The organism is Streptomyces sp. NPDC054863, assembly GCF_053610825.1.
Genome location: NZ_JBSGZD010000066.1, coordinates 20,805 through 31,708 on the forward strand (window position 1 = coordinate 20,805; position 10,904 = coordinate 31,708).

14 protein-coding genes are annotated in these 10,904 nt (G+C 71.3%); 6 read left to right on the plus strand and 8 right to left on the minus strand.

All coding sequences use genetic code 11. The features are described 5' to 3' along the window. Together ACWGIG_RS15175 and ACWGIG_RS15180 are read left to right on the plus strand one after the other, a co-directional pair. Nucleotides 1-260: substrate-binding domain-containing protein (locus ACWGIG_RS15175; protein ID WP_453322040.1), on the plus strand; the 260-nt coding region annotated here is incomplete at its 5' end. A 77-nt stretch (nucleotides 261-337) separates the two neighbouring features. Continuing rightward, entirely contained in the window at nucleotides 338-961 is a 624-nt protein-coding gene (locus ACWGIG_RS15180; protein WP_453322041.1) for a hypothetical protein, read from the plus strand. A gap of 29 nt (nucleotides 962-990) precedes the next feature. Here the strand turns inward: ACWGIG_RS15180 and ACWGIG_RS15185 are convergent, their stop codons facing one another. Together ACWGIG_RS15185 and ACWGIG_RS15190 are read right to left on the minus strand one after the other, a co-directional pair. Continuing rightward, nucleotides 991-2,142 carry an aminotransferase class V-fold PLP-dependent enzyme gene (locus tag ACWGIG_RS15185; protein WP_453322042.1) on the minus strand — a complete coding sequence of 384 codons (1,152 nt, stop codon included), beginning with the start codon at nucleotides 2,140-2,142 and terminating at the stop codon, nucleotides 991-993. A gap of 177 nt (nucleotides 2,143-2,319) precedes the next feature. Continuing rightward, the gene (locus ACWGIG_RS15190) at nucleotides 2,320-2,793 is read right to left on the minus strand and encodes a carboxymuconolactone decarboxylase family protein (protein ID WP_453322051.1); all 474 of its coding nucleotides are present in this window, start codon (nucleotides 2,791-2,793) and stop codon (nucleotides 2,320-2,322) included. Nucleotides 2,794-3,132: 339 nt separating this feature from the next. Here ACWGIG_RS15190 and sigJ point away from each other — a divergent pair, with 339 nt between their 5' ends. Continuing rightward, nucleotides 3,133-4,032, plus strand: a complete 900-nt coding sequence (gene sigJ, locus ACWGIG_RS15195; RefSeq protein ID WP_453322052.1) for an RNA polymerase sigma factor SigJ — start codon at nucleotides 3,133-3,135, stop codon at nucleotides 4,030-4,032. Nucleotides 4,033-4,144: 112 nt separating this feature from the next. Continuing rightward, on the plus strand, nucleotides 4,145-5,203 hold the full coding sequence (locus ACWGIG_RS15200; protein ID WP_453322043.1) for an FAD-dependent oxidoreductase: 1,059 nt from the start codon (nucleotides 4,145-4,147) through the stop codon (nucleotides 5,201-5,203). Between the two features lie 18 nt (nucleotides 5,204-5,221). Here ACWGIG_RS15200 and ACWGIG_RS15205 read toward each other — a convergent pair whose 3' ends face one another. The 4 genes from ACWGIG_RS15205 to ACWGIG_RS15220 all read right to left on the minus strand — a co-directional run bounded on the left by ACWGIG_RS15205 (nucleotide 5,222) and on the right by ACWGIG_RS15220 (nucleotide 8,232). Continuing rightward, nucleotides 5,222-6,271, minus strand: coding sequence for a PhlD (locus ACWGIG_RS15205; RefSeq protein ID WP_453322044.1), 1,050 nt, complete (start codon nucleotides 6,269-6,271; stop codon nucleotides 5,222-5,224). 144 nt (nucleotides 6,272-6,415) lie between these two features. Next, nucleotides 6,416-7,240, minus strand: coding sequence for a helix-turn-helix transcriptional regulator (locus ACWGIG_RS15210; RefSeq protein WP_453322045.1), 825 nt, complete (start codon nucleotides 7,238-7,240; stop codon nucleotides 6,416-6,418). Nucleotides 7,241-7,603: 363 nt separating this feature from the next. Next, the gene (locus ACWGIG_RS15215) at nucleotides 7,604-7,981 is read right to left on the minus strand and encodes a toxin Doc (protein WP_453322053.1); all 378 of its coding nucleotides are present in this window, start codon (nucleotides 7,979-7,981) and stop codon (nucleotides 7,604-7,606) included. A 2-nt stretch (nucleotides 7,982-7,983) separates the two neighbouring features. Further along, nucleotides 7,984-8,232 carry an antitoxin MazE7 gene (locus ACWGIG_RS15220; RefSeq protein ID WP_453322046.1) on the minus strand — a complete coding sequence of 83 codons (249 nt, stop codon included), beginning with the start codon at nucleotides 8,230-8,232 and terminating at the stop codon, nucleotides 7,984-7,986. Between the two features lie 95 nt (nucleotides 8,233-8,327). Between ACWGIG_RS15220 and ACWGIG_RS15225 the strand changes: the two genes are divergently transcribed. Further along, entirely contained in the window at nucleotides 8,328-8,849 is a 522-nt protein-coding gene (locus ACWGIG_RS15225; protein WP_453322047.1) for an AAA family ATPase, read from the plus strand. Here ACWGIG_RS15225 and ACWGIG_RS15230 read toward each other — a convergent pair. Both ACWGIG_RS15230 and ACWGIG_RS15235 read right to left on the minus strand, forming a co-directional pair. After that, nucleotides 8,839-9,714 (minus strand): SGNH/GDSL hydrolase family protein, encoded by an 876-nt coding sequence (locus ACWGIG_RS15230; RefSeq protein WP_453322048.1) that lies wholly within the window; start codon nucleotides 9,712-9,714, stop codon nucleotides 8,839-8,841. The two genes, ACWGIG_RS15225 and ACWGIG_RS15230, sit on opposite strands and share 11 nt — an antisense overlap. Before the next feature lie 40 nt (nucleotides 9,715-9,754). Then, complete coding sequence (locus ACWGIG_RS15235; RefSeq protein WP_453322049.1) at nucleotides 9,755-10,324, minus strand: PadR family transcriptional regulator; 570 nt, start codon at nucleotides 10,322-10,324, stop codon at nucleotides 9,755-9,757. 108 nt (nucleotides 10,325-10,432) lie between these two features. On the opposite strand from ACWGIG_RS15235, the gene ACWGIG_RS15240 reads away from it, so the two are divergent. Next, nucleotides 10,433-10,864, plus strand: a complete 432-nt coding sequence (locus ACWGIG_RS15240) for a nuclear transport factor 2 family protein (RefSeq protein WP_453322050.1) — start codon at nucleotides 10,433-10,435, stop codon at nucleotides 10,862-10,864. Nucleotides 10,865-10,904 lie beyond the last annotated feature (40 nt).

Consider the following 10,904-nt stretch of genomic DNA (forward strand, 5'->3'; position numbering starts at 1 on the left):
GCATCTGCCGGGGCGCCAAGGACGCGGGCCTGACCGCGGGCCGCGACATCTCCGTCGTCGGCTTCGACGACATCCTCCTCGCCGACCTCTTCGAGCCCCCGCTGACCACGGTCCGCCAGCCGCTCCCCGAGATGGCGGCGGAAACCTTCCAGCAGCTCCGCTCCAGCATCGAATCCACCCCGGCGGCGGGCCGCTCGCTGCTGATCCGCCCCCGCCTGGTCGTACGGGAGTCGACGGCTGCGGCGCCACGAAGCGAGTGACGACAAGTGCATCTGTCGCTGATGAGTAGTGACAGTTTCACTTGTCACGTACGTCTGTCGACAGGTAGGCTTGTCGCATGGACAACAGTGCAGCGATCCCGACTCCCGACAAGAACGACGACGCCTTCTGGTCCGCCGTGACGACCCTGGTGGAGCCCGCCTGGAGCGAGCCCACCGGGGACGACTCGTTCGCCATGGACGACAAGGTCCTCGACGCGGTCCGGGCCCTGGCCGAAGGGATCTCGACGCGCGCGCGGGCCTACCGCGCCGCGGGCAAGCACTTCGACGCCGCGCTCATGGCCTCGCCCGATGTGCAGCTGGCGATGCTGCGGGCGCTGTACGAAGCCAAGCAGTCCGTCGAGCGGCTGGCGGAGAGCGCCGCCACCGCGGCCGGCCGAAGCGGCGCCAGCTACGGCCAACTCGGCGCATCCTGGGGCGGGTTGAAGCGTCAGTCCGCCCGGCTCAAGTGGCCGCACGCGGTGGTCAGGAGGTCCGCGGGCGAGTCGGTCCCGCTCAGCTACGCGGGCGGCGAAGCGGTCATTCACCACGACCCGGATGCCGACGCCTGGTGGTACGTCGCCACCGGCGCGGACGGGCAGGAGGAAGAGTCCGCGGCCGTGGACCGGACGTCGGCCGAGGCCGTCGCGCGGGCGACCGAATTCCTCCTGGCGCACGTCAAGCCCGCTGGAACAGCGCGCTGATCCAGCGGACTCGACCGTCGGCCCGTTGCTCAGCGCCCGTCCAGCAGTGGACCCAGCGCCGCCGCCAGGCGCTCGTACTCCTGGGGCACGTTGTAGATCTGTCCGCTGACCCGGATGCCGCCCCCGCCCGGCCAGTGCCAGATCAGCACCCGGAAGCCGAGCCGGGCCGCGATCTCCTCACGCAGGGCGCCGGCCTCCGCCTGCGTGCGGGCGAAGGCCGGCGGCAGGCGCAGGGAGCGCATCGGGAGCCGCTGGTCGGACGGCAGCGGGGTGACGCCGGGGAGGCGCGCGAGGAGTGCGGCCCCATGGTCGGCCAGGGCGCTGTTGTGGTCGCGTACGCGCGCGGGGCCGAGGTGCGCGAGCAGGTCGAGGCCGTCGGGGGCGGCGAGCCAGCCCGTGTAGTCGACGGTCGCCCGGTACTCGACCGAGCGCGGGAATCCGCGGTCGTCCTCCCAGGAGGGGACGGGCGCGGGCACCCGGTCCCGATGGGCGGGGGCGACGGTGAGAAGGGCGCTGCCCGGCGGTGCGTACGCCCACTTGTGCAGGTTCCCGAACCAGAAGTCGGGCTCCCCTGCCAGGGGTTCGGCCAGTGCACCGGGCGCGTGCGCGCCGTCGACGACGGTGACCACGCCCCGCTCCCTGAGGTCGGCGAGGAGGGCCGGGGTCGCGATGAAACGGGCGGTGGGGGAGCTGATCTGGTCGAGCAGGGCGACCCGGGTGCGCGGCGTGAGACCGGCGAGGACCGCCTTGCGCACCGCCTCCTCGTCGGGCAGTGCCGGGTCGAGGGCGACGGTGACGACGGCCCGGCGGGCGGCGGCTGCGACGACCGTGCCGTAGCCGTGGTCGGTCACCAGGACCTCGTCGTCGGGCGCCAGGCGCAGCGCGTCGAGGGCGAGGTTCGCGCCCTCGGTGGCGTTGGCGACGAGCGCGGCGCCCTCGGGGTCGGTGCCCAGAGCGGTCGCGATACGGGTCCTGGCCCGGGCGACCCGGTCGGGTATGCCGAGGAAGAAGGAGTCCGGATCGACGGCGGCCTCCTCCGCCAGCCGCCGCTGGGCGTCGGCGACGGGCACGGGAACGGCCCCGAAGGAACCGTGGTTGAGGTGCGCCACCCGGGCGCCGAGCCGGAACAGCTCGGCGCCGCCGGGGAACTTCTCGCCGCCGGGGAAATCGAGGTTGACCATGCCGCCGACCCTAATCCTGCGATGCGCCCCGTGGAACCGGTGCGCACCGTGCAACCGGTGCGCACCCTGGGACCGGGGCGCGTCGGGTGGAACACCGTCGGCCGTGCGGGCCGTACTCCCCGTCCGCCGTCCGCCGTCCGCCGTCCGCCGTCCGTCGACGGCAGCAGGGCGACGCCGTCAGCCGTGTTGGCCGGGCCGGTAGTCGCCCGCGGGCCGCTGGGCGATGACGTTCAGCCGGTTGAGGGCGTTGATGAGGGCGATGAGCGTGATCAGGGCGGCGAGCTGGTCCTCGTCGTAGTGCTTGGCCGCGTTCGCCCACACCTCGTCGCTGACCCCACCGGCGGCATCCGCGATGCGGGTACCCTCCTCGGCCAGCTCCAGGGCGGCCCGCTCGGCGTCGGTGTACACCGTGGCCTCCCGCCAGGCCGCGACCAGGTGGAGGCGGATCGGGGTCTCCCCGGCGGCGGTGGCGTCCTTGGTGTGCATGTCGACGCAGTAACCGCAGCCGTTGATCTGGCTGACGCGGAGCAGTACCAGCTCCCGGGTCGTGGGCGACAGCGACGAGTCCGCTATCGGCCTGCCCGCCGAGACGAGGTGCTTCAGGGACTTGAGTGCGAGCTCGTTGGAGAGGAGGTCGAGACGGGCTTGCACAGTGCTCTGCATGGTGGTGGATCTCCTTCGGGTACGGGGCGGCTGCCCGGGTGGACGGAACGGGTTCCCGTCCCGCCGTGTTCGTTCCAGCACTACGACGACGCAGCCCCGCGAAATGTGAGGCGGGCGCTTCACCTCACATTCCGGGGGCCTGTTCCGTCGTACTGATGACGACGGATCGGATGCGGCCGAAGGAGCAGCGACACCATGCGGAACGGCGACACCAGGCGGAACGGCGACACCAGGCGGAGCAGTGGCGCCGGACAGGGCAGGGGTGCCGGACAGGGCAGCAGCGCCGGACGGGGCAGCGACACCGTGCAGGGCAGCCTGGACGCGATCATGAGCGAGCGCCGTCAACTGATCAATCTCGGTTACCGGCTGCTCGGCTCCCTGGTCGACGCCGAGGACGTCGTCCAGGAGACGTACGCCCGCTGGTACGCCATGTCACGCGAGCAGCAGGAGGCCATCGAATCCCCGGGCGGCTGGCTGACCACGGTGGCCGGCCGCATCTGCCTCGACCTGCTCGGCTCGGCGCGGGCCCGGCGCGAGCGCTATGTGGGCGAGTGGATCCCGGAGCCGCTGCCCGACAGTACGGAGTGGCTCGGTGGACGGTCGGGCGGCGGGCCGGTCGACCCGGCCGACCGCGTGACCCTCGACGAGTCGGTCAGCATGGCGTTCCTCGTGGTGCTGGAAGCGATGACTCCGGCCGAGCGCGTCGCGTTCGTGCTGCACGACGTGTTCCGCTACCCCTTCGCCGAGGTGGCCGGCATCGTCGGCCGGACCCCGGCGGCATGCCGCCGACTGGCCTCTTCGGCCCGCCGCCGCATCCGCGACGCGCGCACGCCGACCCGGACCCCGGCGCCCCGACACGCGGAGATCGTGAAGGACTTCAAGAAGGCGTGGGAGGCCAAGGACATCGACGGCCTGATCGGCCTCCTCGACCCGGACGCCACGGGAATCGCCGATGGCGGAGGCCTGGTCAGCGCCGCGCCTCCGCTCTTCGGCAGTGAGCAGATCGCGCGTTACCTGGCCGATTTCATGGACCTGGTGCCCGGTCTGACGCTTCTGGAGCGCACGGTCAACGGGCGGCCCGGACTGGTGGTTCAGCACGAGGGGGCCGTGACGGCGGTGGTGGCGTTCGAGGTCGTGGGCGACCGGATCAAGCACTGCTGGGGAGTGCGGAACCCCGAGAAGCTCCGCTCCTGGACGACGGGCCGACCCGCGCTCCCGGTCTCTTGATGACGCCGTCACGGCCGTGATACTACAGGTGTAGTGTCCTTGTGGCGGCGGTGAAGTGCTGCCGCTGCGCCGCACCGCGTGTGGTGGCGCTGGACCGATCCGGGAGGGCGACATGGCGGGAACAGCGGTAGTCGTAGGGGCAGGAGTCGGGGGGCTCGCGACGGCGATCGGCCTGCGCCGCGCCGGGTGGACGGTGTCCGTGCTGGAGCGCCGCGACGCACTGGAGCGGTACGGCACCGCCTTCGGCATCCACCCCACCGCGCAGTCGGCGCTCGAACGCCTCGGCGTGGGCGAGGTGTTGCGCACGCGCGCGGTCCCCTACCGGGCCGCCCGGATCCGCACGCCGGAGGGACGGGTGATGGCGAGCCTCCCCCTGGAACGCATCGAGCGGAAGGCCGGCCGCCCCGAACTCCTCATCTCCCGCCCCTACTTGATCGACGCGCTCGTCGCCGCACTGGAGACCTTCGGCGACGTACCCCTCAAGCTCGGCGAGAATGTGGGTGACGTGGACTCACTGGCCGCCGGGAACGACCTGGTGATCGGCGCCGACGGAATCCGCAGTGCCGTCCGCACCGCGGCGTTCGGCCCGCGCAGCGCCCCGCGGAACATCGGGACCGTCGCCTGGATCGGCATCGCCGACTTCGAGAGCGGCGTCCACGGCGAAACCTGGGGCAAGGGCCGCTTCTTCGGCATGACCCCCGTCGAGCCCGGCCGCACCAACTGGTACGCCACCGTGCCCGGTGCCACGACCGCCGACGAACTGCGCGCGTACTTCGAAGGCTGGCACGACCCGATCCCGCGCATCCTCGCCGAGACCGACCCGGCCACCTGGACGCGCTACGAGATGCGCCACCTGTACCCGGCGCTCCCGTCCTTCGTCGCCCCCGCCGGTCCTTCCTCCCGTACGCACACCGCCCTGGTCGGTGACGCGGCGCACGCCATGACCCCCAACCTGGGCCAGGGTGCCTGCACGGCGATCCTCGACGCGGACTCCCTGACCAGGGCCGTCACCGCCCACGGCCCGACCGGCCTGGGCATCGCCCTGCGCACGTACGACTCCGAACGCCGCCGCAGCGCCCAACGCATCGCCTTCGGCTCCCGCAACCTGCACCGCTTCATGTCCACCCGGCACACCACGCTCCGCAACGCTTTGGTCGGACGGCTGCCGTAGGGCGGCGAGCGGGCCGTCCTAGCTCTGCCAGGTGCCCCGCAGTGCCGCGGCGCTGAAGCCGGGGCCGAACGCCGTCAGTACGCCGGTCGCGCCGTCCGCCGGGGGCTTGGTGTGGGTGCGGCGCAGTACGTCCAGGACTGCGATCCCGCCCAGGTTGCCGTTCTCGGCGAGTGACGTGTGCGAGTGGTGGGTGTGCTCGGGACCGAGGCCGAGGCCGTCGGCGACGTCGGTGATGATGCGCGGACTGCCGGGATGGATGACGGCCCAGGTGGGTAGGTCCTGGGGGCCCAGCCAGGCCAGGAGAGGGGGGAGCACGTCCGCGGCGGCGCGCATCGCCGCCTTCGTGGAGTCGAAGTGCAGGCCGGTCCTGTCGAGGCGGCCGAAGTAGCGGTCGGTGCTCTCGGGGAGGGTGTACTCCCAGGTGTCGCCGATGCGCAGGCCTGGCCCGAGAGGGCTGCTGGTGAGGAGGACCGCGCCCGCGGAATCCCCGAACAGGGCCCGGTAGATGATCGCTTCGATGCTGGTGTCGTGGGGGTTGGTGCAGACGCTGGATATCGCCTCGGTGACGACGACCAGGACGGTGCTGCCGGGACGGGCGGCCACCATGTCGGCGGCCCGGATCAGGGACTGGGCGCCGCCCGCGCAGGCCAGGGTGGTCATCGCGAGGTGGCGGACGTCGGGGCGCAGACCGAGCGCGTTGGTGAGGCGGACGTCCATGTTGGGGACGCCCCAACTCGTGGTGTGGCTGGTGATGACGGCGTCCACGTCGCCGGGCGTCAGGCCGTGGGAGTCCAGGACCTGACGGGCGGCTTGCTCCGCCATGGCGAGCGCGTCGCCGAAGGCGGTGGTCGTCCGCTGCTGGACGGAGGCCTCGTGGCTGAGGCTGGGGTGGTCCAGGGGACGGGTCAGATAGCGGGTGGAGACCCCGCAGTTCGCCACCACCCGCAGGAACGCCCCGAGCCGGGGGTGGTCGGCGTACCGGCGCCGGAGGTCCCCCAGGAGCTGCTCGGTGGTGATCTGGTGGCCGGCCAGTACCACGGAGGGACGGCTGACGAAGGCGCCGGTCATGGCTTCTCCCACTGGCGAAAGGGGCGGGTGGTGCGCTGGAGTGGCCACAACCTACGCGACAGTCACTCGGTTTTCCCCTGCGCGGCAGAGGATCTGCCGGGAGCGGTGCCGGGCTCGGGAGGGGCACGGCTCCACGGGAGTGGATCAGACGGCGCGGAGCGTCGGGATGCGGCCGGCCTGTTCCGCGCCCGGACGGTAGACCAGCACGATGATGCGGGCACCGGGCGCTGACATCGGCTGGGCCGCACACATCGTGACCCAGCCGAGCCCCAATTCCGGGTGGTTCAGGGGGCGTTCGTCACCGTCGGGGTGGATGTAGGCGACGCCCTGTTCGTACAGCGGGCCGGTGTCCGGGTCGGCGAGGACCTCGGCCTCGATGGCCCGCAGCACCTCGTCCTTCGGGCGGGCGGCGAGCGCGGTGCGGAGCTGGGGGAGCACGAAGGGTGCCCAGGCGGTCTCCCAGTCGGCGAGGACGTCGCGGGCGCTGTGGTCCAGAAGCATCCACCGCAGTGTGTTCGCCGGTGGCTTCCCGTGCGGGAAGAGACCGGCGAACGGGGCGTTGTGGGCGACGAGTTCCCACGAGCAGTCGGTGACGTACGCCATGTGGGACATCCCGTCGACGGCGTCCTGCCACGCACCGGGGACCTCCTTCCCCGAACGGGGGTAGAGCGGCCCGGGCGGATCGGACGCCCGAGCGAAACGGCACAGCGACACCCACTCCTGCTCGTTGAGGCGGAAGAGTTTGGCGACGTCGGCGAGGAGGTCGTGCGGGGGATTGGTGTAGGTCCCCGTCTCCAGGCGGTGGTAGACGCCGGAGGCCCGGTTCAGGATCCGGTCGACCTGCGACTGGGACAGGCCGCGGGCGCGTCTGCCCTGCCGGTTGGGAGTTCGGACAAATCCGTGGGATTCGGGGTCTATGCGTTCCCGGCGTCCTTTGAGCAGTGCCTGGAGGGCCGTCTTGTGGGTCATGCGGTTTTCTCCCCGCGCGTCAGCATGTGAACTCCCGTCAGTCTACAAATTCATACGGAAATTATGCCGAGAAACTGTACGAAGAAATACCAGCAGGGGTACGGCATCATCGTGCGTGGCAGTCCGCTCCGGCCAGCGCGTACACGGCGTGGAAGTGTTCTGTCTCGGGTTGGGATATCCCGGAATCTGCGTTCCAAAATGGGGCGTATCGATTCCTGAAGAAGGAATACCTGACCACCGGTTCATCCGGTGGGGAGGGGTAGGAGCGATCCGCCGTTTTCCGCCATCCTTGGCGGAAATTGCAGCACGGCGAATATTCGCGGCAGCCTCTCCCCGCCGGAACCGAAAAGGATCCTGCGGGTCCTACGCCTTCCCGAGCGAGCGCAGCCGGTCGGCGACGTCGAAGACGTTCACCCGCAGTGCCTGGATGTCCTGGATGAGATCGCGCCACGGCTCGTACTCGGTGCCCGGGTCCTCGCCGGAGGCGCGGAGGTAGGCGATCGCCACTGCGTACCCGAAGTACTCGTTGCGGACCGGCAGCGGTCTCAGCAGCACGATCTGCTCCAGCAGTGCGGCGGCCCGCCAGTACGCGTCCGGCGAACCCACCGCCGGCTGCGGGGTGTTGACCCGGTGCCGGGCGACCGCGGCGACGAGGGCCGAGTAGTCGAGGACGGCCAGTTCCTTGCCGAGGAGTTCTTCCTGCCGGTCGAGGAGCCAGCGGACGTCGATGTGCAGTTCCAAGGTCATGCCGCCCGGTGCGGACGGCGCGCGGCTGCCGGGAGGCCGCCGAAGTCGCGGTCGAAGGCCTCGGCGATGCCGGGCCGGGAGACGGCTTCGCGGAAGGCGGCGGTGGCGCGGCCCAGTGCGAGCTGGTTCTCCTCCTGCACGGCGAGCTCGGCGAGATAGGCGCGCACGCTCTGCCCGCGGGCGGCGGCGATCGTGGCGAACCGGTCACGGGTCTCGGTGTCGATCTTCACGGTGGTGTCGGCCATGTCCCGAGTATGCGCCCGTGACTACCCCTGCGAATACCGAAGCCGCCGGAGAACGCGCGTCAGGGCTCGCGCCGGTCGCCCTAGGATCGGGTCCCATGATCGTATGGCTCAACGGAACCCACGGCGCGGGCAAGACGACCACCAGTGCGCTCGTGCAGCAACTCCTCCCCGATTCACGGGTGTTCGACGCCGAGAAGGTCGGCGAGATGCTCATGGACATCACGCCCCGGCTGCCCTGGACGGGCAACTTCCAGCACTGGCCGCCGTGGCGTCCGCTCGTCGTCGAGACCGCCCGTCGCGTGCTCGACTACACCGGCGGCACCCTCGTGATGCCGATGACGGTACTGGTCGAGCAGTACTGGCGTGAGATCAGCGCGGGACTTGCCGAACACGGCGTCCCCGTACGGCACTTCGTCCTCCACGCCGACCGGGAGACCCTCCGCGGGCGCATCGAGGGGGACACCGTCCTCGGCATCTCGGATTTCCGCCTCGACCACCTCGACCCCTATGCGGAGGCGGCCCGTACCTGGCTCCACGCCGAGGCCGAGGTCGTCGACACCACGCACCTCACACCCGCCGAGGCCGCCCGGCAGATCGCGGAAGCGGTCAAGGGCTGAGGTCCGTTCCGCCTGCCTCGACGACGCCACCTGGCTCGGAGACGGAACCTGCCTCGACGACGCCGCCTGCCTCGAAGGCGGGGTCGCCCGGTGCGGTGCCCACCGGTGCGGCGCCCAGAGGCAGCAGCACGGGCCGCTTGGCGGTGCGGCCGTCGCCCGAGGACCGGCCGCGCAGCCGGCGGCCGAGCCAGGGGCCGAGGAAGGTGGCGGCCCAGCGCAGTTCGGCCGCCGCGGCCCGCAGTCCCGCGGGGACCTGCTGCGGCGGCAGCGGGAGCGTCCAGGCGTCGTCGCTGCCGGGCAGCCGGATGGCCTGGGCGATGGCCGCGGCGATCCGCTCGTGGCCGAGGGAGCTGGCGTGGAGCCGGTCCGGGCTCCACATCCGGGGGTCGGCGGTGACCGATTGCCGGCCGGTCTCGGCGACCGTCACCCCGTGCCGGCCGGCTGCGGCGCGGATGCGGGCATTGAGGTCGAACACCCGGGACCTGACGGGCCGGGCGAGGGGCACGATCTTCCCCACGTCGGGAAACGTCACGGTCACCACATGGGCCCCGGTGGCCGTGAGCGCGGCGAACATCTCCTCCAGGTGCCCGGCCACCTCCGCGGCGTCGAACCGGGGCCGGAGCAGATCGTTCACCCCGGCGACCACGGTGGCCAGGTCGGGGCGCAGGGCCAGGGCGGGCCCCAGCTGTGCGCTGCGCACCTGACCGGCACCCAGCCCCCGGACGGCCAGATTGGCGTACTGAAGCCCGGGGCTGACGACCGCGAGCCGCTCGGCGAGCCGGTCCGCGAAGCCCCGCAGGCCGGCGGCGTCGTCTCCGTCGCCGAGCCCCTCGGTCTGGCTGTCACCCAGGGCGACGTACCGCATATATGCGCCTGTGTGCGGATGTTCGCCCTTGCGCAGGTGTTCACCGCTCGGCACTGGTCGACTGCCTCTCCTTGAGTACGGCTGCGATCCGCAGGCACCAGTCCCGGTGCTCCCGCTCGAAGGCCAGGCCGCGCAGGCAGGTCAGATACGGGCCGATCCGCTCGCCGTGGCGCAGGAACTCCTCCTCGTCCGCATCGCCGCGCAACTGCCGCAGCAGCGTGCCGAGAAGCTCGATCTTTCCCTCGGCCGCGGACGCCCGTTCCCGCAGCTGCTCGATCACCGGGGCGGTGCCGATGCGGTCGGCGACCTGGACCTTGACGAGCAGGTCGTCGCGGATGAACGAGGGCTTCGACACGGCCTCGGCGAACCGCTCAAGCTCGGCCCGGCCCGCGTCGGTGACCTGGAACAGCCGCTTGTTGGGCCGGGTCTCCTGAATCACCTGCCGGCCCGCGACCAGCCCGTCCTTCTCCAGCTTGGTCAGCTCGGCGTACAGCTGCTGGGGCAGGGCGTGCCAGAAGTTCGCCACGCCGACGTCGAACGCCTTCGCCAGTTGGTACCCGCTGTACTCGCCGTCCAGCAGCGCCGCCAGCACGGCATGTCGCAAGGCCATCGAGCAGCCCCCTTCCCTTTCCTCGTCGCAACCGGCACCATACTCAAGAATCTGACTAGTCGCATTCTTGACTACACATGAGTACGAGTGAGAGTACGAGGAGGGGCCATGGAGGCTGCCGAGCGTTTCCGCGCCGCAGTGGAGAAGGGTGAACCCGCCGCACTGGAGGACCTGTTCACCGAGGACATCCGTCTCTACAGTCCGGTGAAGTTCACGCCCTTCGAGGGCAGGCCCATGGTTCTGGGACTCTTCGGCGTCCTGCTGCGCACCTTCGAGGACTTCCGCTACGTCGGGCACTTCGACGGCGCTTCCGAGACCAGCGCCGACGGTGAGGAAGCCCCGTCGGAGATCCTGCTCTTCCGGGCCACCGTGGACGGCAAGGAGATCCACGGCATCGACCTGCTCCACTTCGACGAGTCGGGCCGGATCAAGGAGTTCACCGTGATGGTCCGCCCCCAGTCCGCCGTACAGGCCCTGGGTCGGGCAGTGCTCACCGGATTGACGGCCGACGGCCTCGTCCCCGGCCCGGCGGAGAGCTAGCAGCCCGCCCCGGGTCCCGGTGCGGCCCGCCCGGGAAGTC

Bases quoted from the DNA above. Each gene is read 5' to 3' on its own strand.
- ACWGIG_RS15240 (WP_453322050.1), top strand. From the start codon at position 10,433: ATGGAGGCTGCCGAGCGTTTCCGCGCCGCAGTGGAGAAGGGTGAACCC.
- ACWGIG_RS15225 (WP_453322047.1), top strand. From the start codon at position 8,328: ATGATCGTATGGCTCAACGGAACCCACGGCGCGGGCAAGACGACCACC.
- ACWGIG_RS15210 (WP_453322045.1), bottom strand. From the start codon at position 7,240: ATGACCCACAAGACGGCCCTCCAGGCACTGCTCAAAGGACGCCGGGAA.
- ACWGIG_RS15235 (WP_453322049.1), bottom strand. From the start codon at position 10,324: ATGGCCTTGCGACATGCCGTGCTGGCGGCGCTGCTGGACGGCGAGTAC.
- ACWGIG_RS15200 (WP_453322043.1), top strand. From the start codon at position 4,145: ATGGCGGGAACAGCGGTAGTCGTAGGGGCAGGAGTCGGGGGGCTCGCG.
- sigJ (WP_453322052.1), top strand. From the start codon at position 3,133: ATGAGCGAGCGCCGTCAACTGATCAATCTCGGTTACCGGCTGCTCGGC.
- ACWGIG_RS15180 (WP_453322041.1), top strand. From the start codon at position 338: ATGGACAACAGTGCAGCGATCCCGACTCCCGACAAGAACGACGACGCC.
- ACWGIG_RS15205 (WP_453322044.1), bottom strand. From the start codon at position 6,271: ATGACCGGCGCCTTCGTCAGCCGTCCCTCCGTGGTACTGGCCGGCCAC.
- ACWGIG_RS15220 (WP_453322046.1), bottom strand. From the start codon at position 8,232: ATGGCCGACACCACCGTGAAGATCGACACCGAGACCCGTGACCGGTTC.
- ACWGIG_RS15185 (WP_453322042.1), bottom strand. From the start codon at position 2,142: ATGGTCAACCTCGATTTCCCCGGCGGCGAGAAGTTCCCCGGCGGCGCC.
- ACWGIG_RS15230 (WP_453322048.1), bottom strand. From the start codon at position 9,714: ATGCGGTACGTCGCCCTGGGTGACAGCCAGACCGAGGGGCTCGGCGAC.